Source organism: Geobacillus sp. Y412MC52 (assembly GCF_000174795.2).
Classification (GTDB): Bacteria; Bacillota; Bacilli; order Bacillales; family Anoxybacillaceae; genus Geobacillus; species Geobacillus thermoleovorans.
In genome coordinates this window covers 2,635,215-2,658,236 of sequence record NC_014915.1, presented here as the reverse complement: position 1 = coordinate 2,658,236, position 23,022 = coordinate 2,635,215, and the positions used below count along the sequence as shown (strand labels likewise).

Annotated in this window: 21 protein-coding genes, 1 other RNA gene and 1 other annotated feature; of the genes, 21 read left to right on the top strand and 1 reads right to left on the bottom strand. The window is 54.4% G+C overall.

Annotated elements, in window-relative coordinates:
• Positions 1 to 4: 4 nt before the first annotated feature.
• From aspS to GYMC52_RS13065, 3 genes are all read left to right on the top strand, one after another.
• On the top strand, positions 5 to 1,777 hold the full coding sequence (gene aspS, locus GYMC52_RS13075) for an aspartate--tRNA ligase (protein WP_013524211.1): 1,773 nt from the start codon (positions 5 to 7) through the stop codon (positions 1,775 to 1,777).
• 75 nt (positions 1,778 to 1,852) lie between these two features.
• Positions 1,853 to 2,039, top strand: a non-coding RNA gene (ssrS, locus tag GYMC52_RS18220) — 6S RNA.
• A gap of 151 nt (positions 2,040 to 2,190) precedes the next feature.
• Positions 2,191 to 2,955, top strand: coding sequence for a tRNA threonylcarbamoyladenosine dehydratase (locus GYMC52_RS13065; RefSeq protein ID WP_013524209.1), 765 nt, complete (start codon positions 2,191 to 2,193; stop codon positions 2,953 to 2,955).
• A gap of 144 nt (positions 2,956 to 3,099) precedes the next feature.
• On the opposite strand, the gene GYMC52_RS13060 is transcribed toward GYMC52_RS13065, so the two are convergent.
• Positions 3,100 to 3,750 (bottom strand): RsfA family transcriptional regulator, encoded by a 651-nt coding sequence (locus GYMC52_RS13060; RefSeq protein ID WP_013144650.1) that lies wholly within the window; start codon positions 3,748 to 3,750, stop codon positions 3,100 to 3,102.
• 181 nt (positions 3,751 to 3,931) lie between these two features.
• Between GYMC52_RS13060 and GYMC52_RS13055 the strand changes: the two genes are divergently transcribed.
• From GYMC52_RS13055 to mltG, 18 genes are all read left to right on the top strand, one after another.
• Positions 3,932 to 6,979 carry an efflux RND transporter permease subunit gene (locus GYMC52_RS13055; protein WP_013524208.1) on the top strand — a complete coding sequence of 1,016 codons (3,048 nt, stop codon included), beginning with the start codon at positions 3,932 to 3,934 and terminating at the stop codon, positions 6,977 to 6,979.
• A gap of 97 nt (positions 6,980 to 7,076) precedes the next feature.
• Positions 7,077 to 7,937, top strand: coding sequence for a TetR/AcrR family transcriptional regulator (locus GYMC52_RS13050; protein ID WP_013524207.1), 861 nt, complete (start codon positions 7,077 to 7,079; stop codon positions 7,935 to 7,937).
• A gap of 107 nt (positions 7,938 to 8,044) precedes the next feature.
• A complete protein-coding gene (locus GYMC52_RS13045; RefSeq protein WP_013524206.1) occupies positions 8,045 to 9,340 on the top strand; it encodes a replication-associated recombination protein A in 1,296 nt (431 codons plus the stop codon).
• Positions 9,341 to 9,380: 40 nt separating this feature from the next.
• Complete coding sequence (locus GYMC52_RS13040) at positions 9,381 to 9,614, top strand: hypothetical protein (RefSeq protein ID WP_041468257.1); 234 nt, start codon at positions 9,381 to 9,383, stop codon at positions 9,612 to 9,614.
• 11 nt (positions 9,615 to 9,625) lie between these two features.
• A complete protein-coding gene (gene cymR, locus GYMC52_RS13035) occupies positions 9,626 to 10,042 on the top strand; it encodes a cysteine metabolism transcriptional regulator CymR (RefSeq protein WP_011232042.1) in 417 nt (138 codons plus the stop codon).
• A gap of 27 nt (positions 10,043 to 10,069) precedes the next feature.
• Complete coding sequence (locus GYMC52_RS13030) at positions 10,070 to 11,212, top strand: cysteine desulfurase family protein (RefSeq protein WP_013524205.1); 1,143 nt, start codon at positions 10,070 to 10,072, stop codon at positions 11,210 to 11,212.
• A 15-nt stretch (positions 11,213 to 11,227) separates the two neighbouring features.
• The gene (mnmA, locus tag GYMC52_RS13025; RefSeq protein ID WP_013524204.1) at positions 11,228 to 12,343 is read left to right on the top strand and encodes a tRNA 2-thiouridine(34) synthase MnmA; all 1,116 of its coding nucleotides are present in this window, start codon (positions 11,228 to 11,230) and stop codon (positions 12,341 to 12,343) included.
• 88 nt (positions 12,344 to 12,431) lie between these two features.
• Positions 12,432 to 13,094, top strand: a complete 663-nt coding sequence (locus tag GYMC52_RS13020; RefSeq protein ID WP_011232039.1) for a tetratricopeptide repeat protein — start codon at positions 12,432 to 12,434, stop codon at positions 13,092 to 13,094.
• A gap of 19 nt (positions 13,095 to 13,113) precedes the next feature.
• Complete coding sequence (locus GYMC52_RS13015) at positions 13,114 to 15,474, top strand: ATP-dependent RecD-like DNA helicase (RefSeq protein ID WP_013524203.1); 2,361 nt, start codon at positions 13,114 to 13,116, stop codon at positions 15,472 to 15,474.
• A 25-nt stretch (positions 15,475 to 15,499) separates the two neighbouring features.
• Positions 15,500 to 15,973: a PRC-barrel domain-containing protein gene (locus GYMC52_RS13010; protein WP_011232037.1), complete on the top strand. Its 474-nt coding sequence runs from the start codon at positions 15,500 to 15,502 to the stop codon at positions 15,971 to 15,973.
• Between the two features lie 15 nt (positions 15,974 to 15,988).
• Positions 15,989 to 16,180, top strand: coding sequence for a hypothetical protein (locus GYMC52_RS13005; RefSeq protein ID WP_008881018.1), 192 nt, complete (start codon positions 15,989 to 15,991; stop codon positions 16,178 to 16,180).
• An 11-nt stretch (positions 16,181 to 16,191) separates the two neighbouring features.
• Complete coding sequence (locus tag GYMC52_RS18865) at positions 16,192 to 16,326, top strand: YrzQ family protein (protein WP_013144658.1); 135 nt, start codon at positions 16,192 to 16,194, stop codon at positions 16,324 to 16,326.
• Positions 16,327 to 16,446: 120 nt separating this feature from the next.
• Positions 16,447 to 17,508 carry an AI-2E family transporter gene (locus GYMC52_RS13000; protein WP_013524202.1) on the top strand — a complete coding sequence of 354 codons (1,062 nt, stop codon included), beginning with the start codon at positions 16,447 to 16,449 and terminating at the stop codon, positions 17,506 to 17,508.
• Positions 17,509 to 17,555: 47 nt separating this feature from the next.
• Positions 17,556 to 17,780, top strand: a binding site (T-box leader).
• Positions 17,781 to 17,826: 46 nt separating this feature from the next.
• Positions 17,827 to 20,463, top strand: coding sequence for an alanine--tRNA ligase (gene alaS, locus GYMC52_RS12995; protein WP_013524201.1), 2,637 nt, complete (start codon positions 17,827 to 17,829; stop codon positions 20,461 to 20,463).
• Between the two features lie 67 nt (positions 20,464 to 20,530).
• On the top strand, positions 20,531 to 20,797 hold the full coding sequence (locus GYMC52_RS12990; RefSeq protein ID WP_011232033.1) for an IreB family regulatory phosphoprotein: 267 nt from the start codon (positions 20,531 to 20,533) through the stop codon (positions 20,795 to 20,797).
• Between the two features lie 4 nt (positions 20,798 to 20,801).
• Positions 20,802 to 21,218, top strand: coding sequence for a Holliday junction resolvase RuvX (gene ruvX, locus GYMC52_RS12985; protein ID WP_011232032.1), 417 nt, complete (start codon positions 20,802 to 20,804; stop codon positions 21,216 to 21,218).
• Positions 21,219 to 21,233: 15 nt separating this feature from the next.
• Positions 21,234 to 21,533, top strand: a complete 300-nt coding sequence (locus GYMC52_RS12980) for a DUF1292 domain-containing protein (protein ID WP_011232031.1) — start codon at positions 21,234 to 21,236, stop codon at positions 21,531 to 21,533.
• 241 nt (positions 21,534 to 21,774) lie between these two features.
• Entirely contained in the window at positions 21,775 to 22,866 is a 1,092-nt protein-coding gene (gene mltG / locus GYMC52_RS12975) for an endolytic transglycosylase MltG (protein ID WP_013524200.1), read from the top strand.
• Positions 22,867 to 23,022: the final 156 nt, after the last annotated feature.

The following is a 23,022-nucleotide window of genomic DNA, read 5'->3' as shown; positions in this document are numbered from 1 at the left end:
GCGAATGGAACGGACGTATTATTGCGGAGAAGTGCCGGAAACGGCCGTCGGCGAGCGCGTCGTGCTCAAAGGATGGGTGCAAAAGCGCCGCGACTTAGGCGGCCTCATTTTCATTGACTTGCGCGACCGAACGGGCATCGTCCAAGTTGTCGCCAGCCCGGACGTGTCGGCTGAAGCGCTGGCGGCAGCGGAGCGCGTGCGGAGCGAATACGTTTTAAGCGTCGAAGGAACGGTCGTCGCCCGCGCTCCGGAGACGGTCAATCCGAACATCGCGACCGGCCGCATTGAAATTCAGGCGGAACGAATCGAGATCATCAACGAGGCAAAAACGCCGCCGTTTTCGATTTCCGATGACACGGATGCGGCGGAAGACGTGCGCTTAAAATATCGGTATTTGGATTTGCGCCGCCCAGTCATGTTTCAAACCCTGGCGCTTCGCCACAAAATCACAAAGACGGTGCGCGACTTTTTGGATAGCGAACGCTTTTTGGAAATTGAAACGCCGATGTTGACGAAAAGCACGCCGGAAGGGGCGCGTGACTATTTGGTGCCAAGCCGCGTCCATCCGGGCGAATTTTACGCGTTGCCGCAGTCGCCGCAAATTTTTAAGCAGCTGCTCATGGTCGGCGGCGTGGAACGGTACTACCAAATCGCCCGTTGCTTCCGTGACGAGGATTTGCGCGCCGACCGCCAGCCGGAATTTACGCAAATCGACATCGAAATGTCGTTTATCGAACAAGAGGATATTATCGATTTAACCGAACGGATGATGGCTGCCGTCGTGAAAGCGGCAAAAGGGATCGACATCCCGCGCCCGTTTCCGCGCATCACGTATGACGAGGCGATGAGCTGCTACGGCTCGGACAAGCCGGATATACGCTTTGGCCTCGAGCTCGTCGACGTATCGGAAATCGTTCGTGATTCAGCATTTCAAGTGTTCGCCCGCGCCGTCAAAGAAGGAGGCCAAGTGAAGGCGATCAACGCGAAAGGCGCTGCCCCTCGCTATTCGCGTAAAGATATTGACGCCTTAGGAGAATTTGCCGGCCGCTACGGGGCGAAAGGGCTCGCCTGGCTGAAAGCGGAAGGCGAAGAGCTGAAAGGACCGATCGCCAAGTTTTTCACCGATGAGGAACAGGCGGCGCTGCGTCGAGCGCTTGCTGTCGAAGACGGAGATTTGCTTTTGTTTGTCGCCGACGAAAAAGCGATCGTCGCCGCGGCGCTCGGCGCGTTGCGGCTGAAGCTTGGCAAGGAGCTCGGCTTGATCGACGAAGCGAAGCTCGCGTTTTTGTGGGTGACGGATTGGCCGCTTTTGGAGTATGACGAAGAAGAAGGGCGCTATTACGCCGCTCACCATCCGTTTACGATGCCGGTGCGCGACGACATTCCGCTGTTGGAGACAAACCCAAGCGCCGTCCGCGCGCAGGCGTACGACCTCGTCTTAAATGGCTATGAGCTTGGCGGCGGCTCGCTCCGCATTTTCGAGCGGGACGTGCAAGAAAAAATGTTCCGCGCCTTAGGGTTCAGCGAAGAAGAAGCGCGCCGTCAGTTCGGATTCTTGCTTGAGGCGTTTGAATACGGCACTCCGCCGCACGGCGGCATTGCGCTTGGCCTTGACCGGCTGGTGATGTTGCTCGCTGGGCGCACGAACTTGCGCGATACGATCGCGTTTCCGAAAACGGCGAGCGCGAGCTGCTTGCTTACCGAAGCGCCGGGGCCGGTCAGCGACAAGCAGCTCGAGGAGCTGCACTTGGCGGTTGTGCTTCCGGAAAACGAGTGACAGCGGCATCTGAAAAAGAAACGTTGGCGATAGGTGTTCACAAAGGCCGAAAAATGTGTTACAATAAAACCAACAACCGTCCTAATGTGTTCGTCGGATCACTGATCGTTTTGACCGAACAGTTTATGATCCGGGAGCTCGGGGTTTCCAAGCGGCGTGCACGCCTCTTCGTCACAGGGGAAGCGCAAACCTTGGAACAGGGCACCCACCTATGAGAGAGCGGGTTCAAAACGAAGGCATCGACGGCACGATTGGGACTGGCAACATTAAGGGATCAACAACATTTCCCCTATGCGGATGGCCGCGTAGGGGTTTTGTTTTGCCAGCAAAATGCCGTTGCCTCTTTTGCTGTCTTGATGGTAGGATAAAAAGCGGCATAAACATCAATTTTGAAGCAAACGGAGAGGAGAACGATGCTGCACCAATTTTCCCGCAATGAACTCGCGATTGGCCCTGAAGGGCTGGAACGCTTAAAAAACGCCACCGTCGCCGTCCTTGGCGTCGGCGGCGTGGGGTCGTTCGCCGTCGAGGCGCTCGCCCGTTCCGGCATTGGCCGCTTGGTGCTTGTGGATCGCGATAACGTCGATATCACCAACATCAACCGGCAAATCCATGCGTTGCTCTCGACCATCGGGCGTCCGAAAGTGGAGCTCATGAAAGAGCGCATCGCCGACATCAACCCGGCGTGCGAGGTGATCGCTTTGCAAATGTTTTATACGGAAGAGACGTATGAGCAGTTTTTCGCCCATGATCTGGATTTTGTCATCGATGCGTCCGACACGATTGTGTACAAAGTGCATTTGATGAAACAATGCCTCAAGCGCGGCATTCCCATCATCTCCAGCATGGGTGCGGCGAACAAAATGGATCCGACCCGGTTCCGCATTGCCGATATTTCGAAAACACACACCGATCCGATCGCGAAAGTCATCCGCGCCAAGCTGCGCAAAGAAGGGATCCGCCGCGGCATTCCGGTCGTCTTTTCCGACGAGAAGCCGGTGAAAATCCGCGAAGATGTCCGCCAGGTCGTCGGCAATGACGCTTCGCCGATCCGCAAGGCGAAAATGCCGCCGTCTTCGAATGCTTTCGTTCCATCAGTTGCCGGGCTCATTATGGCTTCCTACGTGATTAATCGTCTATTAGAGGGAATTCCCATAAGGCGCGTTGGCGACGATTGAACTACTCCACCTTCATTTCGAACAAAATGGGAAGGTGGAGATTCCTGTGAACATCCGGTGCATTCACCGGTTTGTTAGCGGGCGCTGTCCGTCGTTCCAGCGGTGAAAACGTGTCCCGATGCTTGTTGGAGCACCTTCTTTTTTTTATGAATGGGCGAGCGATTCGTTCGATCCGTTCGCCTCGGCGGCAAACAGCTGGGCAAGAGAGAAGCGGTCGCCTTCTTCGGAAGCGAGCTGGCGGGCGCGGGCCATGATTTTCACGAGCGCCTCATAATCTTCTTGCACGGTGGTCTGCCTCGTTTCAAGGCGTTCGAGTTTTTGAGCAAGCTGTTCGTTCCGCGCCTGCCATTCCGCCCGCTCGCGTTTCAGGCGCTCGTTGTCTTGGCGGATCGCTTCCATCTCCTCGATGCCGCGCCGCAATGTTTGCAAAAATGAAATGCACTGCTCCAGTGTCAATGGGGCTGCCGGGAGAAAAGGCGATGACCCTTCGGCGCCGTCCCGTTCTCCAGAAGGACTCCAAGCAGCAACCGTATTGTCTTTTTGCCACTTTTTCATCATTTCGAGCGCCCGTTTCCGTTCTTTCCGCTGCTTTTTTGCCTGTTCGATCGCCTCAAGGTACCGTTTGCGCACCTCGGCGTTCCAACGGAATCCGCATGCTGCCGCTGTGCGGTGCAGTTGTCTCCCAACGACTTCAAAAGCGGCAAGTTGCGTTTTTCCTTCGCGTATATATTGCAGCACCGTTTCAGCCAACAGTACATCTTCTTCATGTGACCAAGCATCCTGTCTTGTTTTCATGTTGTCCACCCCATCAAATGGTAATGTTGATATGGTCATAGTTTTTCCGTTTGATTTCCACTTTAAACTTCGCCCTTTTCATTTTTCCCATTTTCATGTATCATAGAAATAGTTTTGTATGACCGGTCAGTTCAAAATAATTAGACTGATTGGTCAAAATCGTGGGATGAGAGGTGGCATGATGACGTTTTTGACTAGGTTCAGTTTAAAAAATGCGGCAGCTGTGTTTGTATGTTCGTTTTTGTTCATGTTTCTAGGACTGTATTCCTTCTCCTCCTTGAAGGTCGATTTGCTGCCGAACATTGAATTTCCCCAGTTGTCGATTGAAGCGGTCTATCCTGGGGCTTCTCCGCAAGACGTGAATGAGGAGGTCACGGCCAAGCTCGAGGAAAAACTGAAGTCCCTTGACGGGCTTAAGCAAATGCAGAGTTCTTCCTATGAAGGAATGGCCGTTATGAATCTTGAATTTCCATTTCGGACGGATATGGAGAAAATGGAGCGGCAGGTCGAATCGCTCATTGATAAGGCAGGATTGCCCGATCATGTGCAAACGGAAGTCAATCGGTTTTCATTCGGTTCCATCCCGGTTTTCAACATTTCCTTGTTTGCCAAAAACGAAACCGATCTGCAAACGTTGCTGGAAACCGAAGTGATTCCAGAATTGAATAAAATCGACGGGGTGAATTCCGTTTCGATCGGTGGAGACAGCGAGCGCCTCATCCGGATCACAGTCGATCGGAAAAAGGCTGCTCAGGCGGGATTGACCTTGTCAGAGATTAAAAACCAAATCAATGAAAAGGTGTTGGCGTTCCCGGCTGGAACGTTGCAAACCGATACATGGCAAATTCCTGTTCGCGTCGAGGAAAAATTGAACACCATCCATGAGTTGAAAAATCTGAAACTCGTGCCGACAGCTGTTCCTATGGCGGCGAATGGATTGCAGCGCGTTGCGCCCGTGAAGCTTGGGGATATTGCGACGATTGAGGAAGTCAACGAGCAAAGCGAATTCACCCGCTATAATTTGAAGCCATCGCTGTCGATGGCCGTGACGAAAAAACAAGATGCCAATACGATTGAAGTGGCAGACCAAGTGATCAACGTGCTGAATTCCTACAAACATCAGTTTGATTATTCCATCGGGTTTGATTCGTCAGCTGGCATCAAACAATCCGTTGAATCGCTTGTCCGTGAAGGGCTGCTCGGGGCGCTGTTTGCTTCGTTGGCCGTCTTGCTCTTTTTGCGCAACGTTCGGGCGACTGTGATTGCCATCGTCTCGATTCCGCTCTCGCTGCTTGTATCGGCCATTTTTCTCAATCGTATGGATATTACCCTCAATGTCATGACGCTTGGCGGCATGGCCGTCGCCGTCGGCCGAGTCGTGGATGACAGCATTGTCGTGATCGAAAATATTTTCCGCCGCGTCCGCCGGGAGAAAACAGGCATGAGCGATGATTTAGTCGAGCAATCAACGAAAGAAATTGTCAAAGCGATTGTGTCCTCGACCATCACAACGGTTGTTGTCTTTTTGCCTCTCGGGCTTGTTGGGGGCATTACAGGGGAATTTTTCCTGCCTTTTGCCTTGACGATTACGTTTGCCCTGTTGGCCTCTTTGTTGGTGGCCGTGACGGTTGTGCCGATTTTAGCGAAATTTTCGTTCCGCCGTGTGCCGCCAGAGGAAAAAGAAGGAGCGCTTCAGCGTCTGTATGGCCGAATCATTGAATGGGCGCTCAACCATAAAGCGATTGTCTTTGTGTTGTCGGTTGTGCTATTGGTTGGTTCATTGGCGCTCGTGCCGAAACTTGGATTTACGTTTTTGCCGAACGAAGAGCAGAAAACGCTGGTGGCGAGCATTGAACTGCCGGCTTCCACATCGGTGGTCAAAACGAATGATGTGTCGTTGGAGATGGAAAAGATGTTTTTAAAACGAAGCGATGTCGAGAGCGTCACCGCCGCAGTGGGAAGCCGCGATTTCCGCACAGGATTGAAACGGCCCAATCAAGCCAGCTATTATATTCTATTAAAGGACAGCGCTGACACCGCGAAAATCGTGGCCGTTCTCGAAAAAGAAATGCGCCGCATCGCCAATCAGCTCGCGCCCGGGGCCAAAGTGGGCGTGCAAGAGATGTCGAGCGGAGGGCCGCCAACGAATAATAACGTGAATATTGACTTATACTCCAATGACTTGGAGGCGCTCCAAACAGCAGCCAAACAGGTCGAGACGTATTTAAAACAACGCGATGATGTCAAAGATGTGACGAATAACTTGACGGAAAAGCAAAAACAAGTGATTGTCGCCATTGATCCGGAAAAGGCGGCCGCTTATGGCGTTTCGGGCATGCAATTGCTCGGGGCGGTGGCCGATGCAACCAAACCGGTCGATGTAGGGACGCTGAAACTCGGCGGCAAGGATGAGCAAGTCGAACTTTCGTATGATGAAACGTTGGGATCGATCGATGAGTTGAAAGAGCTTCCGATCGTGACGAGAAACGGAGTGATTCCACTTTCAGCTGTCGCCGAAGTGAAAGAGGCGGACGTGTATACGTCCATTCAAAAGCTGGACGGAAAAGTGTTTGCCCGCGTATCCGCCCAGATTGTCGGCGACAACATTCAGAAAGTCACGAATGATATTTCGAAACATGTAAATGATTTGAAGATCCCATCCGATGTCACAGTGAAAACGGGCGGCGGAAGCGATGAGACGGTGCAGACGTTCCGCGAGCTCGGTGTGGCCATGGCGGCGGCCATCGGGCTTGTGTATTTGACGATGCTGATTACATTTGGCAAAGTGCGGGTGCCGCTGATCATTTTATCTTCCCTTTTGTTTGTTCCCATCGGTTCGCTGTTTGCTTTGTATGTGGCCGATGAGCCGCTTTCCATCAGCGTCATGATCGGCTTGTTGATGCTCATTGGCATCGTGACGACCAATGCGATCGTGCTGGTGGATCGAATCGGGCAAAACCGCGAACAAAAACGGATGACGGTGCGAAGCGCCATCATTGAAGCCGGCAAAACACGGCTGCGGCCGATTTTAATGACAGCCTTTGCGACTGTGACAGCGCTCATTCCGCTTGCGCTGACGAATGAGGCCGGCACGTTGATTTCGAAAGGGCTGGCCATCACTGTCATCGGCGGCCTGACGTCGTCGACGTTATTGACGCTTGTGTTCATTCCTGCGATGTATGAGGCGTTTTTCTTCCGGACGGCAAAACGCGAACCGATGGCAAAATGACAGGGCTGGATGGCCGGATAACGGGCCGTCCGGCATTTTTTTTCATGGCAAGATCGACTATAATGGACATGAAGAAGGAGTAAGGAAGGAGAAAACATTGGGACGGAAAGAGGACATCATTGAAACGGCGATGAAATTATTCGCCGAAAAAGGCTATCACGCTACCTCCATGCAGGAAATCGCCGAACGGAGCGGAGTAGCCAAAGGTTCGATTTACAATTATTTCAAATCAAAAGAAGAGTTGGCTGCATCGATTTTCTGCTACCATTATGAAGTCTTGTTTCACCAGCTTAAACAAATCGAGGCTGATCCCTCCTTAACCGCGCGCGAGCGGTTTTGCCGTCAGTTGACTGTACAAATCCAGCTGTTTGACGAACATAAAGAGCTGGTGCAAATGCAGTTGGGCGAACAAGCCGTGAAGGTGAGCCATGAGGTGCAGCATCTGGTGTTTCGCATCCGCGCCCATACGCTCCACTGGTATCGCCGGGCGATTGAAGACATATACGGCGAACAAGTGCGTCCAGTTTCGTTTGATTGCGCGACGATGCTCAACGGAATGCTGAAAGAATATCTGATTTACTTGGCGGTAGACCGAAAGCCGCTGCTTCCTGAGAAGCTTGCCCCCTTCTTGCTCGATCGGCTTGATGCCATCGTTGCCAGCCTGCTTGACGGCAAGACGGGGTTGCTCGATGAAACGATGATGGCGGATTACATTGCTGCGGCGACCCAAGAGCGGAGTCAATGGAAAGAACGGGCTATCAGCTGTTTAGAGCGCATGGCGGCGATGCGTCCGGTTGAAGACGATATTCTTCGCTCGCTGCGCTTATTGAAGGAAGAACTCGAGAAAGGGGAGACAGCTAGGCGGTTTATGGTGGAGGCGCTTCTGCTCTATTTGGCGAAATACTCGCTTCCGCTGTACAATGAGTTGAAGGAGGCCATTGAACGCTATTTTGATTAAAACCACCGCTCTTCCCACGGGGAGACGCCCCATTCGCCGAAAATGAATAGGCGGCATCGGAGGATGTCTGTGAACATAGCGTCATCAATCTCAAGGAGGGGGTCGGCATGCCCAAAACGACGGAGCCGCTTGCTTGGCGGATGCGGCCGCGGACGATCGATGAGATCGTTGGGCAACAGCACATCATTGGCCCTAGTACGCCGCTTTATAAAATGGTCAAAAAAGGTCATGTTCCCTCGCTTTTGCTTTACGGAGAGCCGGGGACAGGGAAGACGTCACTCGCTTACGCCATTGCCCGCACCGCCGGGCGCGAATGGGTCGCCATCAATGCGACGACCGCCGGCAAAAAGGAAATCGAAGAGGCAGTCGAAGCGGCGCGTTGGTCGGGCAATGTCCTCTTATTTATCGACGAAATCCATCGGCTGAATAAAGCGCAGCAAGACGTTTTGTTGCCGCATCTCGAATCCGGGCTCGTGACCTTGATTGGCGCCACAACGGAAAACCCGTTTCACGAGGTCAATCCCGCCATTCGCAGCCGCTGCGGGCAAATCCAACAACTGAAACCGCTCAAGCCGGATGACCTCTTGATCATTCTGAAACGGGCGCTCGCTGATCCGGAACGAGGGGTCGGCGAGCCGCCGGTTGTCATTGACGAGTCGTTGTTATGGCGCATCGCCGAGGCAGCCGGTGGGGATGCGCGCGTCGCGCTTTCGCTTCTGGAGGCGGCGGTTGCGGCTGCCGATGAGCGCCACGGCTGCTTGTATATTGATGAGGATATCGTGGCTTCATGCACCGCAAACCGCGGTTTTACCCATGACAAATATGGCGATCATTATTATTCGTTGTTGTCCGCGTTTCAAAAAAGCGTGCGCGGCAGCGATGTCGATGCCGCGCTTCATTATTTGGCCCGTCTGCTTGAAGGCGGAGACTTGGCGGCCGTTTGCCGGAGATTGCTTGTGATGGCTTATGAGGACATCGGACTTGCCAATCCGATGATGGGAGTGAAAGTACAGGCAGCGGTCGAAGCGGCGGAACGCCTCGGGCTGCCGGAAGCGCGCATTCCGCTCGCGGTTGTGACGATTGAACTCTGTTTAAGCCCGAAATCCAACAGTGCTTACAAGGCGCTGGACGCTGCCATTGCCGATGTCCGTTCCGGCAAGCTTGGCGATATTCCGGATCATTTAAAAGACGCTCATTACAAAGGGGCGGCTGCACTCGGGCGTGGACAAGGCTACTTGTATCCGCACGATTATCCGAACGGCTGGGTGGCGCAAGCGTATTTGCCCTCCGCTCTGGAAGGCGTCCGCTATTATGAACCGAAAGAGCATGGCGAGGAAAAACATTACGCCAAGGTGTACCGGCGGCTTGAGCAGTTGAAACAAGAGGTCAAGGTTCAGCCGTGAAGGGAAAGGGATTTTTATGATATAATAACACAGGCGTTTCATGCTCACTTTGACCGAGCTGACCGGATGGAACGTGGCGTACATTCGCATCGGGATCGAAGCGTTCGTGCTGTTGGCCGGCTGGTTGCTCGGCGGCCCGGTGTCGTTTGGCACGTTCCTTTTTTGTGTGACGATCGGTTCGATTGCCGGCTTGGCGCTGCCGCAATGCCAAAAGGTCGCAAGCCGCCTGCTTGGACCGGCCGCCGGCACTCGGACGCAAGGGTTAAGCCGTTAGGAGGGATATGAATGAAGATTTCGACGAAAGGCCGATATGGCTTGACGATTATGATTGAATTGGCCAAAAAATATGGCGATCGTCCGATCTCGCTTCGTTCGATCGCCAAGGCGAACAATTTATCTGAACATTATTTAGAGCAGCTCGTCACGCCGCTGCGCAACGCCGGGCTCGTCAAAAGCATTCGCGGAGCGTATGGCGGCTATGTGCTCGCTGAACATCCGGCGAAAATCACCGCCGGCGACATTTTGCGCGTGTTGGAGGGGCCGCTGACCCCGGTCGAGGAGCTCGAGGAGGAAGAGCCGGCGAAGCGCGAGCTATGGATTCGCATCCGCGATGCGGTCGAGGAAGTGCTCGACAGCACAACGCTCGAAGATTTGGCGAAGTATAGCGACGGGGATGAAGGGGCATATATGTTTTATATTTAAGCAACAGAAAGGAAAGGAGAATGGCCGTTGGAACGGATTTATTTGGACCATGCGGCAACTTCCCCGGTCCATCCAGACGTGGCCGCCGGTATGGTCCAGTGGATGACGGAACAGTTCGGCAACCCGTCAAGCATCCATCATTTTGGACGGCAGAGCCGCCGCGCGGTCGATGAAGCGAGGGCTGTCATCGCCCGCTCGATTGGGGCGAAAGAGACGGAGATTGTGTTTACAAGCGGCGGCACGGAAGCGGATAACTTTGCGGTCATCGGAACGGCCATAGCGAACCGCGGCCGCGGCAATCATATCATTACAACCGCCATCGAGCATCATGCGGTGCTGCGCGCTTGTGAATATTTAGAGACGCAAGGGTTTGAGGTCACGTATTTGCCCGTTGACGAACAAGGGACGGTATCGGTCGAGGATGTCAAGGCCGCGCTGCGCGATGAGACCGTTTTGGTGTCGGTCATGTTTGCCAACAACGAAGTCGGCACGATCCAGCCGATTCGCGAAATCGGGGCGCTGCTTCGCGATCATCCGGCTTATTTCCATACGGACGCCGTCCAGGCGTACGGGCTTCTTCCGATCGATGTGAATGAATACGGGATCGATTTGCTGTCGATTTCCGCTCATAAAATCAACGGCCCGAAAGGAAGCGGGGCTTTGTATGTCCGGGAAACGGTCCGCATCACTCCGCTCCTTTTCGGCGGCGAACAGGAGCGGAAGCGGCGCGCCGGCACGGAAAACGTCCCCGGCATCATCGGCTTGGCGCAGGCGGCGGAAATCGCTGAGCGAACAAGGGAAGAGAAACGTCGGCAATATGCGGCGTGGCGCGAGGCGATGCTTGCGATTTTCCGCTCCTCAGGGATCGACTATGCGGTCAACGGCCGCCCGGATGGCCTGCCGCATATTTTGAATGTCGCCTTCCCGGGAACCAATGTCGAATCGCTGCTCGTGAACTTGGATTTAGCCGGCATCGCCGCCTCGAGCGGGTCAGCATGCACCGCCGGGTCAATCGACCCGTCGCACGTGCTTGTCGCGATGTGCGGAAAAGAGTCGGAGCGCATCCGTTCGTCTGTGCGCTTCAGCTTCGGGCTCGGCAATACGATGGAACAAATCGAGCGGGCGGCCGAGGAAACAGTGAAGATCATAAAGCGGCTCACAAACCGCTAAAGGGGGGGAAACAGCATGAACAAAGCGCCGCACGAAACGCGCGTCGTCGTCGGCATGTCCGGCGGGGTCGACTCGTCGGTCGCTGCGCTGCTATTGAAAGAACAAGGATATGATGTGATCGGCATTTTTATGAAAAACTGGGATGACACCGATGAAAACGGCGTTTGCACGGCGACTGAGGACTACGAAGATGTCGTGCGCGTCTGCAACCAAATCGGCATCCCGTATTATGCGGTCAATTTTGAAAAACAGTATTGGGACAAAGTGTTTACGTACTTTTTGAATGAATACAAAGCCGGGCGCACGCCGAACCCGGACGTGATGTGCAATAAGGAAATTAAGTTCAAGGCGTTTTTAGAGCACGCCATGTCGATCGGCGCCGATTACATCGCAACCGGCCATTACGCCCGCGTCGAGTTTCGCGATGGCGAATATAAAATGCTGCGCGGAGCCGACCCGAACAAAGATCAAACGTACTTTTTAAACCAGCTCGGCCAAGCTCAGCTGTCGAAAGTGATGTTTCCGATCGGCCATTTGCAGAAAGCGGACGTGCGCCGGATTGCGAAAGAGGCTGGGCTCGCCACCGCTGGAAAAAAAGACAGCACGGGCATTTGTTTTATCGGTGAACGCGATTTCAAAGAATTTTTGAGTCATTATTTGCCGGCCCAGCCGGGAGTGATGAAAACGCTCGATGGCGAAGTGAAAGGGCGGCATGACGGCGTCATGTATTACACGATCGGCCAGCGCCACGGCCTTGGCATCGGCGGCAGCGGCGAACCGTGGTTTGTCGTCGGCAAAGATGTGCGCGAAAATGTGCTGTATGTCGCCCAAGGGTTTGAAAACGAATATTTGTATTCCACCTCGCTAAAGGCGGTCGATGTCAACTGGGTGTCTGACCGCAAGCCGGAAGCGCCGTTCCGTTGCACGGCGAAATTTCGCTATCGTCAGCCTGATGTCGGCGTGACGGTCCACCCGCTTGCGGACGGCGGGGTGGAAGTCGTGTTTGATGCGCCGGCGCGGGCGGTGACGCCGGGGCAGGCGGTTGTTTTTTACAACGGCGAGGAATGCCTCGGCGGCGGCACGATCGATGAAGTGTTCCGCAACGGCGAAAAGCTTTGGTATGTTGGTTGACGGATGTGCCGGTGCGCACGATCTTCAATCAGGCTATTAGGCTGGGGGCCGTTGCTTGAAAATCACGTTGAATCAGGGGGGATGGGCGGTGGCCAATTTCAACGAACAAGGCTTGGCGTATATGCGCGAGGGGAAGTATGAGGAAGCCATCCGCTGTTTTTCCGCTGCGGTCGAACAGCATCCGGACGATCCGGCCGGGTACATTAACATCGGCACGGTTCTCGTTGCTGCCGGTGAAGAAGAGAAGGCGCTTGACTGTTTCCGACAGGCGCTGAAAATTGACAAGAAGGCGGCGGCCGCGTATTACGGCATGGGTACAGTGCATTATAAGCGTGAGCAGTTCGCGAAAGCGAAAGATATGTTTGAGCGCGCGCTTGGGCTTGGTCTTGACGATGCCGATACGCATTTTATGCTCGGCATGTCCTTATGGCGGCTCGAGATGCCGCGGCTGGCGCTGCCGTATTTGCAGCGCGCGGCTGAGCTGAACGAGACGGATGCCGAAGCGCTGTTTCAGCTTGGCCTTTGCCTCGCCACGCTCGATTATGTCGATGAGGCGAAGCGTTATTTCGAAAAAACGTTGGAACTCGATCCGCGCCACGCTGATGCGTACTACAATTTAGGCGTCATTTATGCGTACAAAGATGAGCTCGATGCCGCCCGCAATATGTTTGCCGCTGCCTTGGAAGCCAAGCCCGATCACGTGCTTGCCGGATACGGAAAGAAACTGATGGAAAAGCGGCTTGCGCCGTAAAAAGGCAGGGGGATGGCTGTTGCAAGAGCAACAAATCCTCGCCCTTGACGGACGCACGTTCATTAAAGGAGTGTGCTTGGCGGTCATTTTTCATAATGAGGAAACATTGTACACGGTCGTCCGCGTGCGCGTTGAGGAAACGAACGAAGCGCCCGTTGAGGAGGAAGTCGTCGTCACCGGCTATTTTCCGCGTTTAAACGAAGGGGACGTCTACATCTTTTACGGACAATTCCGCCAACATCCGCGTTTTGGCCGCCAATATGCGGCTAGTCAGTTCCGCAAACAGCTTCCGAACACGAAAGAAGGAGTCATTCATTATTTATCGAGCGGTTTGTTTAAAGGAATCGGCAAAAAAACGGCTGCGGCGATTGTCGAGACGCTCGGCGAAAACGCGATCGCCGCGATTTTGCGCGACCCCAAGGCGCTAGAGCGTGTGCCGAAGCTGACGAAAAAAAAGGCGAAGCAGCTGTACGATGCGCTTCGCGCCCACGAAGGGCTTGAGCAAACGATGATCGCCCTCGCCCAGCTCGGTTTTGGCCCGCAGCTGGCCATGAAAATTTACCAAGCGTATGGCGAAGAAGCGATTGACATCATCCACGAGAACCCGTACCAGCTCGTTGAGGATATCGAAGGGATCGGCTTTGGCCGCGCTGATGAAATCGGGCGCCAGCTCGGCATTTCCGGCAGCCATCCGGCCCGGCTGCGCGCCGCCTCGTTGTTTGTTCTTGAACAGGCGTGCTTGCAGGAAGGGCACGTTTATTTGCGCGAGGAAGAGCTGATGGAGCGCATCGGGGAGCTGCTTGACGGAAGGCTGAGCGGTGCGGTGGATGGACGAGCGATCAGCCAAACGCTTCTGATGTTAAGCGAGGAAGGGAAGCTGATCGCCGAGCAAGGGCGTTATTATCTCCCTTCCCTTTACTTCGCCGAGAAAGGGATCGTCTCCAACATTAAGCGGCTGCTCGGGCAGACGCCGCCGTCGGCGTTTGCCGAGTCGGAGTTTTTGCTGGCGCTTGGGGCGCTTGAGGAACGGCTTGGCATGCAATATGCCCCCCAGCAAAGGGAAGCGATCCAACAAGCGCTTTCTTCGCCGCTGTTTATTTTGACCGGCGGTCCGGGAACGGGGAAAACGACGGTCATCAAAGGCATCGTCGAGCTGTTTGCCGCCCTAAACGGCCTGTCTATTGACCCGGCTGACTACAAACAAGGCGAGCCGTTTCCGGTGCTGCTGGCCGCACCGACCGGCCGAGCGGCGAAGCGGATGAGCGAGGCGACCGGGCTGCCGGCGGCGACGATCCACCGCTTGCTCGGCTGGAATGGGGCGGAAGGGTTCAGCCGCGACGAGAACGAACCGATTTCCGGCAAGCTGCTTGTCATCGATGAGATGTCGATGGTCGACACGTGGCTCGCCAACCAGCTGTTAAAAGCCGTGCCAAACGGCATGCAAGTCATTTTCGTCGGCGATGAGGATCAATTGCCATCCGTGGGGCCAGGGCAAGTGCTGAAAGACTTGCTCTCTTCAGGCGTCATTCCGTTCGCTCGGTTGACCGAGGTGTATCGCCAGGCGGAAGGATCATCGATCATCGAGCTTGCTCATAAGATGAAGCGCGGCGTCGTGCCGGACGATTTGACCGCTCCGAAGGCAGACCGTTCCTTCATCCGCTGCCGTGCGGGCCAGGTCGTCGATGTCGTGCGGCAAATCGCGGACAACGCGCGCAAAAAAGGGTTTTCCGTCAAAGATATTCAAGTGCTCGCCCCGATGTACCGTGGTCCAGCGGGCATTGACCAATTGAACAAGGCGCTTCAAGAGCTGTTCAACCCGCCGGCTGAGGGGAAGCGGGAGCTGTCGGTCGGTGAGGTCGTCTACCGCGTCGGCGATAAGGTGCTGCAGCTCGTCAATCAACCGGAAGACAATGTGTTTAACGGCGACATCGGCGAAATCGTTGCCATTTTTTACGCCAAAGAAAATATCGAAAAGCAAGACTTGCTCGTCGTCTCGTTTGATGGCATTGAAGTGACGTACACACGGCAAGATTTAGGACAAATCACCCATGCGTACTGCTGTTCGGTTCATAAGGCGCAAGGAAGCGAGTTTCCAATCGTCATTTTGCCCGTCGTCAAAAACTATTACCGGATGTTGAAACGGAATTTGTTGTATACTGCGGTGACAAGAAGCAAGCAGTTTCTCGTTTTATGCGGGGAAGAGGAAGCGTTTCGATTCGGCGTCGCAAAACAAAGCGACGGAGCGCGCCAGACGGCGCTCGCTGAGAAGCTGGCGGGGGCGGCGGCGCCGTTTGTCGAGGTCGAACTGCCGTTTGAAGAGGCGAACATGGGGATGGAAAACGTTACGCCGTATGACTTTATGGGCGATGAGCCAAGCTAAAGGTGGCTGGAAAGGTGGGAGAACGATGCGGACGTTTTCCGACATCAAGGGCCTTCCCATTTATGAACAAACGACGGGAAAAATGGTCGGAACGATCGCTGACATTTGGTTTACCAGCCACGGCGCGGTCAAAGGGCTTGTCGCGGAACAGGGCGGTTTGTTCGGCCGTCGCCGCTATTTGCCGCTTTCAGCCGTGCAGTCGTTCGAAAACGACCGAGTCATCATCTGTGATGCAGATAGCTTCCAGCCGTTTCCTTCTCCTGACAGCGGCCACTCTCTTTACGGCGAACGCGGCCTCGCCGGCAGCATGGTTGTCGCCGCGGACGGAACAACGATCGGACTGTTGGATGACGTATATTTTGACGGGCAATTGGGCAAAATTGACGGATACGAGATCAGCGAGGGATTTTTTTCCGATTTGACCGAAGGAAAGAAACGAATGGAGCTCGCTCCGTTCACCGCCAGAGAAGGCGTGGTCACCGTGGAAACAACGATGTAAGGAGAGTGGCTGTCCATGCTCATTTGCCCGAATTGCAAACGAAAAAATTTAGGGAAAATCGGCGTCAACCAGTACTACTGCTGGGATTGCTTTATTGAGCTGTCCGTCTCGAAAGGGATGATCCACGCCCATCAAGTGGAAGAAGACGGAACGTTGAGTTCTCTTGACGACTTGTTTGACGACCACGAACGCACGATCCAATTTTAGGGGGGACACGCATGAACCGGATGATGACGTCGCTGTTAGCAGTCGGATTAGGCGTCGCCGCTTATCAGCTCGCCCAACGAAACGATTGGATGAACGGTCGCACGATGCGGAGGATGCGCCGCCGCTTGATGCAAGCGATCCGCTGACGGCGCTGCCGCCCTCGCCTTTGCGCGGGGGCGGCGCCTTGTGGCTGTCAAATAGTGCTAAAAGCGGTGAAGGCATATTTCCCGCCGCATCTCCTACACTAAACGGTAGGAGGTGTGGCGATGGGCGAGCAACAATGGCTGTCGTTCTTTCGCATCGGAAAATGGCTGCTGATTACGGCAATCATCTATTTGATCGTTCGGATGAAAGACGTTTGGTGGCCGGTCATCGATTTTATCGCAACGGTGTTGACGCCGTTTTTGCTGGCGTCGTTTATTACGTATTTGCTCTACCCGCTTGTGGAATCCATCCATCGCAAAGGAATGCCGCGCGCCCTTGCCATTTTGTTGATTTATTTGTTGTTTTTCGGTTTGGTCGGCTACGGCTTGTACCGCGGCGTGCCGCTATTCATCGCCCAGTTGCGTGAACTGGATGAACAGCTGCCGTCTTTGATGAATACATACCGCCAATGGGTGCGCCACATCCACGACGAGACGTCGAATTGGCCGCTTGAGGTGCACACACGCATCGAGGCGATGTTTGCCGAGATCGAGCAAGCAGCGGCGGCCGCCGTCGCGATGGCGATCAACGCCGCCAAATCGTTCATCGGTTCGGCGGCGACGCTGTTGATCATTCCGTTTATCGTCTTCTATATGTTAAAAGACATCGATGTGTTGAAAAAAGCGGTTTGGTACATGACACCGAAGCGGTGGCGTGGGCCGGGGATGACGTTTTTGAAGGATGTCGATGAATCGCTCGGCGGCTACATTCGCGGCCAGCTGTTCGTCTGTGCGGCGATCGGTCTGGCGGCGGCGCTCGGCTTGTGGCTTGCCGGCATGGATTATCCGCTGCTGCTCGGCTTTGTCATTGGCGTGACGAACATCATCCCGTATTTTGGCCCGCTGATCGGCGCCGTTCCAGCGGTCATTTTGGCTGCCACCGTCTCGCTGAAAATGGTCGTGATCGTGCTTGTCATCATTTTTACCTTGCAGTTTTTAGAAGGGAACATCTTGTCGCCGCTGATCGTCGGCAAAAGCGTGCATATGCATCCGCTTGTCATTATGCTCGCCCTCTTTGCCGGCGGTGAGCTCGCCGGCGTGCTCGGCCTCATTCTTGCCGTTCCGACGGCGGCGGTGCTGAAAGTGGCCATCGCCCATTGGAAAGAGCATTATGCTTCGCATTGACAAATGCTCTCTGCTTGTCTATAATCTTTCAATGAAAAAAGCGAATACATAACGCGATGACGGATCGAGTATGTTGCAGTCCATCTTAACGCGCGAGCTCGCGCACAGAGAGGAATTTCCGCGGCTGAAAGAAATTCCAGATGAAGGGCAACAGAAGGCTAATCCGGAGCGCAGGCAAAACCTGACGCAAGGCTGCGTTACGGCCAAAGAGGTGATGGGCGTTTTTTGCCCATAAACAGGGTGGTACCGCGAGCATAACTCTCGTCCCTGCAGGGGATGGGAGTTTTTTTATATAAAAGGCGAAAGGGGAGGATCATCATGAAAAAGCTGACATCCGCCCAAGTGCGGCGCATGTTTTTAGAGTTTTTCCAAGAAAAAGGCCATGCGGTTGAGCCGAGCGCATCGCTCATTCCGGTCGACGACCCGTCGCTGCTTTGGATCAACAGCGGCGTCGCGACGTTGAAAAAATACTTTGACGGGCGCATCGTTCCGGAAAACCCGCGCATTTGCAACGCGCAAAAATCGATCCGCACCAACGACATCGAAAACGTCGGGAAAACGGCGCGCCACCATACGTTTTTTGAAATGCTCGGCAACTTTTCGATCGGCGATTACTTCAAGCGCGAAGCGATCCATTGGGCATGGGAGTTTTTGACGAGCGACAAATGGATCGGTTTTGATCCGGAACGGTTGTCCGTTACTGTCCATCCGGAAGACGAGGAAGCGTACAACATTTGGCGCAACGAAATCGGCTTGCCGGAAGAGCGGATCATTCGCCTTGAAGGCAACTTCTGGGACATCGGCGAAGGCCCGAGCGGTCCGAACACGGAAATCTTTTACGACCGCGGCGAAGCGTTCGGCAACGACCCGAACGATCCGGAGCTGTACCCAGGCGGGGAAAATGACCGCTATTTAGAAGTATGGAACCTTGTCTTTTCGCAGTTTAACCATAACCCGGACGGCACGTACACGCCGCTGCCGAAGAAAAACATCGACACCGGCATGGGCTTGGAGCGGATGTGCTCGATTTTGCAAGACGTGCCGACGAACTTTGAAACCGACTTGTTCCTGCCGATCATCCGCGCGACCGAGCAGATCGCCGGCGAGCGGTATGGCGAAGATCCGGACAAAGACGTCGCCTTTAAGGTGATCGCCGACCATATTCGCGCCGTGACGTTCGCGATCGGCGACGGGGCGCTGCCGTCAAATGAGGGCCGCGGTTATGTGCTGCGCCGCCTGCTCCGCCGCGCGGTGCGCTATGCGAAACATATCGGCATTGAACGTCCGTTTATGTACGAACTCGTCCCGGTCGTCGGCGAGATTATGCACGACTACTATCCGGAGGTGAAAGAAAAAGCCGATTTCATCGCCCGCGTCATCCGGACGGAAGAAGAACGGTTCCATGAAACGCTCCATGAAGGGCTCGCCATATTGGCGGAGGTGATCGAAAAGGCGAAAGAGCAAGGAAGCGACGTCATTCCGGGCGAGGAAGCGTTCCGCCTGTATGATACGTACGGCTTTCCGATCGAGCTGACGGAAGAGTACGCCGCTGAAGCGGGCATGACGGTCGACCATGCCGGATTTGAGCGCGAGATGGAGCGGCAACGCGAACGGGCGCGCGCGGCCCGGCAAGATGTCGATTCGATGCAAGTCCAAGGCGGAGTGCTCGGTGACATTAAAGATGAAAGCCGGTTTGTCGGCTACGATGAGCTTGTTGCCGCATCGACGGTCATCGCCATCGTCAAAGACGGGCGGCTTGTCGAGGAAGTGAAAGCCGGCGAAGAGGCGCAAATCATCGTCGATGTGACGCCATTTTACGCCGAAAGCGGCGGACAAATCGCTGACCAAGGCGTGTTTGAAAGCGAAACAGGAACAGCGGTCGTCAAAGATGTGCAAAAAGCGCCGAACGGCCAACATCTTCATGCGATCATCGTCGAATACGGAACGGTGAAAAAAGGATCCCGCTATACGGCGCGCGTCGATGAAGCAAAGCGGATGCGCATCGTAAAAAACCATACGGCGACCCATTTGCTCCATCAAGCGCTAAAAGATGTGCTCGGCCGCCATGTCAACCAAGCGGGGTCGCTTGTCGCCCCGGACCGGCTTCGTTTTGACTTCACCCATTTTGGGCAAGTGAAGCCAGAGGAGCTCGAGCGCATCGAAGCCATCGTCAACGAACAAATTTGGAAAAGCCTCCCGGTTGACATTTTTTATAAACCGCTCGAGGAAGCGAAAGCGATGGGCGCGATGGCGCTGTTTGGCGAAAAATACGGCGACATCGTCCGCGTCGTCAAAGTCGGCGACTACAGCCTCGAGCTGTGCGGCGGCTGCCATGTGCCCAACACATCAGCCATCGGGTTGTTTAAAATCGTCTCCGAGTCCGGCATCGGCGCCGGCACGCGCCGGATTGAAGCGGTGACCGGGGAAGCGGCATACCGCTTTATGAGCGAACAGCTTGCTATTTTGCAAGAGGCGGCGCAAAAACTGAAAACAAGCCCGAAAGAATTGAATGCGCGTCTTGACGGACTGTTTGCCGAGCTGAAAGAGCTCGAGCGCGAAAATGAATCGCTTGCTTCCCGCCTCGCCCATATGGAAGCTGAGCACCTCACCCGTCAAGTGAAAGATGTAAACGGCGTGCCGGTGTTGGCGGCAAAAGTGCAGGCCAATGACATGAACCAACTGCGGGCCATGGCTGATGATTTGAAACAAAAGCTCGGCACGGCGGTCATCGTGTTAGCGTCCGCCCAGGGCGGAAAAGTGCAACTGATTGCCGCAGTAACGGACGATTTGGTGAAAAAAGGATTCCATGCCGGCAAGCTGGTGAAAGAAGTAGCGTCGCGTTGCGGTGGGGGCGGCGGCGGGCGCCCGGATTTGGCGCAAGCTGGCGGCAAGGACCCAAGCAAGGTCGGCGAAGCGCTCGGTTATGTCGAAACATGGGTGAAATCCGTTTCCTAATTGGCGCGGATCGTGTACAATGGATGTAAAAGGACGGGGTGCCTGAATAAGGAGCGAGGTGGAAACGGTGAGCTCGTTTGACCAAACGATGCAGTTTCATTTTTCCGAGGAGCCGGCCGAGACGAACGTTCGCGAAGTGTTGTTGACGGTGTATGGCGCCTTGCAGGAAAAAGGCTACAATCCGATCAACCAAATTGTCGGCTACTTGTTGTCCGGCGACCCAGCTTACATTCCGCGCCATAAAGATGCGCGTGCGCTCATCCGCAAAATTGAACGCGACGAATTAATCGAGGAATTGGTGAAATTCTATTTACAGGGGCAACGAAAGGATTAACCTGATGCGGACGCTAGGATTAGATTTGGGAACGAAAACGCTCGGCGTTGCCGTTAGCGACGAACTCGGCCTTACAGCGCAAGGGTTGGAGACGATCGCCATTGATACGGAGCGCGGCGACTACGGCTTAAAGCGGCTGCGCGCCATCATCGATGAGTACGGCGTCGATACGATTGTCGTCGGGTGGCCGAAAAACATGAACGGCACGCTCGGGCCGCGCGCTGAGGCAAGCGAGCGGTTCGCCGCCAAATTGCGCGAGGAGTTTTCTTTGCCCGTTGTGCTTTGGGATGAACGGCTGTCGACGATGGCCGCCGAACGGATGTTGATCGCTGCCGACGTCAGCCGGAAAAAGCGGCGGAAAGTGATCGACAAAATGGCGGCGGCCGTCATTTTGCAGTCATATTTGGACAGTAAACGATAAATTGGAGGAGAAAACATGGAACACGGAGACCGTCATATTACCGTTGTCGACGAACATGGCAACGAGCAGCTGTGCGAAATTTTGTTTACGTTTGAATCGGATGATTTCGGCAAATCGTATGTGTTTTACTATCCGGTCGGCGTCGAGGCGGAAGATGAGAACGGCGAGACGGAAGTGCACGTTTCCGCCTTCATCCCTGGGGATGAGAACAAAGAAGGCGAACTGCTCCCAATCGAGACGGAAGAAGAGTGGGACATGATCGAAGAAGTATGGAATACTTTTTGCGCTGAACAGGAAGAGGAAGACGACGAATAACGGACAGCAGAGGGGGCCAAAAGGATCGGGGCCCCTTTTCTTATTGCCGTATTATGCCCTGAGAAACGATAAGTTGTGTTCCATGCAATGGTTCAGACATCTTCTTGTTTGTCCGACAAATGTTGCGAAGGGCTTCGATTGACCGGCGCGTTTCCTCCCCTGGCTTTGCATTTTTTGACCGTCAAGGGCGAAAAATGCGGAACTTTGTAGTATAATATGGCCGGGTGAAAGGAGGACAAAGATGAAACAGAACGATTGGAGGGCCAAAGAGGCGCGGCTTGTGCGGAAAATCGTCTTGATTGTCTGTGCTGTTCTGCTGGCGGCGTTTGTCATTGCCGGCGCCAGCAGTTTCTTATACATCCGTTCAGCGCTTAAGCCCGTCGACCCGAATGACCGCACCCCGGTCCATGTCTCGATTCCGATCGGTTCATCGGCGGCGGCGATTGCCGAGCAGCTCGAACAAAAGCGGCTCATTAAAAGCGCGGCCGTGTTTCGCTTATATGTCCGCTGGAAAAATGAATCCGGCTTCCAGGCTGGGGAGTATGAGTTGACGCGGGCGATGCCAATGGCGCGCATCATCGAGCTGTTAAAAACGGGGAAATCGCTAAAAATCGGATTGAAGCTGACCGTTCCGGAAGGGTCGCAATTGGTGCAAATCGCTGACCTCATTGCCGCGAAAACAGGGTACAAACAAGAACAAATTATGAAATTGCTTAACGATCGCGCGTATATCGAACGGCTGATGAAAATGCACCCGGATTTGTTGACTGATGATATTTTTCGGAAAGGCATCCGCTATCCGCTGGAAGGCTACTTGTTCCCGGCGACGTATGTGTTTGCTGACGAAAAGCCGCCGCTCTCAGAGATCATTGAGGCGATGGTGGCGAAAACGGCAGCTGTGCTTGACATATATAAGGCAGCGATGAAAGAAAAGAACATGTCGCCGCATCAGCTGTTGACGATGTCGTCGCTTATTGAGGAAGAGGCGACGGAAAAAGCTGACCGCGAAAAAATCGCCAGCGTGTTTTACAATCGGCTGCACCGCGGCATGCCGCTTCAAACCGACCCGACCGTTTTGTACGCCCTTGGCGAACATAAAGAGCGTGTGTTGTATAAAGATTTGCAGGTCAATTCGCCGTACAACACGTACATGCATAAAGGGCTGCCGCCGGGGCCGATCGCCAACGCCGGCGTAATGTCGATCGAAGCGGCGCTTGAACCGGCGGCGACCGACTATTTATACTTTTTGGCGACACCGGGCGGCGAGGTCATTTTTACGAAAACGTTGGCCGAGCATAACCGGGAAAAGGCGAAGCATATTGGAAAACAATAGGTCAAAACGGAAGGTAATGGCCGGTGGGGTGAAACGGCTTCGCTTTTCCGCTGTTTTATGGTAGTATAGTTGAACAGGCCAACGATAAGAGTCCTTTGCGGCTCTTATTTTTCATGACGACAAAGCGCAAATGCCGGGTTGTATATAGATGCAATT

Excerpts from the sequence above, each read along its gene's own strand:
- aspS (WP_013524211.1), top strand. The coding sequence starts at position 5 with ATGGAACGGACGTATTATTGCGGAGAAGTGCCGGAAACGGCCGTCGGC.
- GYMC52_RS13065 (WP_013524209.1), top strand. The coding sequence starts at position 2,191 with ATGCTGCACCAATTTTCCCGCAATGAACTCGCGATTGGCCCTGAAGGG.
- GYMC52_RS13060 (WP_013144650.1), bottom strand. The coding sequence starts at position 3,750 with ATGAAAACAAGACAGGATGCTTGGTCACATGAAGAAGATGTACTGTTG.
- GYMC52_RS13055 (WP_013524208.1), top strand. The coding sequence starts at position 3,932 with ATGACGTTTTTGACTAGGTTCAGTTTAAAAAATGCGGCAGCTGTGTTT.
- GYMC52_RS13045 (WP_013524206.1), top strand. The coding sequence starts at position 8,045 with ATGCCCAAAACGACGGAGCCGCTTGCTTGGCGGATGCGGCCGCGGACG.
- GYMC52_RS13040 (WP_041468257.1), top strand. The coding sequence starts at position 9,381 with ATGCTCACTTTGACCGAGCTGACCGGATGGAACGTGGCGTACATTCGC.
- cymR (WP_011232042.1), top strand. The coding sequence starts at position 9,626 with ATGAAGATTTCGACGAAAGGCCGATATGGCTTGACGATTATGATTGAA.
- mnmA (WP_013524204.1), top strand. The coding sequence starts at position 11,228 with ATGAACAAAGCGCCGCACGAAACGCGCGTCGTCGTCGGCATGTCCGGC.
- GYMC52_RS13010 (WP_011232037.1), top strand. The coding sequence starts at position 15,500 with ATGCGGACGTTTTCCGACATCAAGGGCCTTCCCATTTATGAACAAACG.
- GYMC52_RS13005 (WP_008881018.1), top strand. The coding sequence starts at position 15,989 with ATGCTCATTTGCCCGAATTGCAAACGAAAAAATTTAGGGAAAATCGGC.
- GYMC52_RS18865 (WP_013144658.1), top strand. The coding sequence starts at position 16,192 with ATGAACCGGATGATGACGTCGCTGTTAGCAGTCGGATTAGGCGTCGCC.
- GYMC52_RS13000 (WP_013524202.1), top strand. The coding sequence starts at position 16,447 with ATGGGCGAGCAACAATGGCTGTCGTTCTTTCGCATCGGAAAATGGCTG.
- alaS (WP_013524201.1), top strand. The coding sequence starts at position 17,827 with ATGAAAAAGCTGACATCCGCCCAAGTGCGGCGCATGTTTTTAGAGTTT.
- ruvX (WP_011232032.1), top strand. The coding sequence starts at position 20,802 with ATGCGGACGCTAGGATTAGATTTGGGAACGAAAACGCTCGGCGTTGCC.
- GYMC52_RS12980 (WP_011232031.1), top strand. The coding sequence starts at position 21,234 with ATGGAACACGGAGACCGTCATATTACCGTTGTCGACGAACATGGCAAC.
- mltG (WP_013524200.1), top strand. The coding sequence starts at position 21,775 with ATGAAACAGAACGATTGGAGGGCCAAAGAGGCGCGGCTTGTGCGGAAA.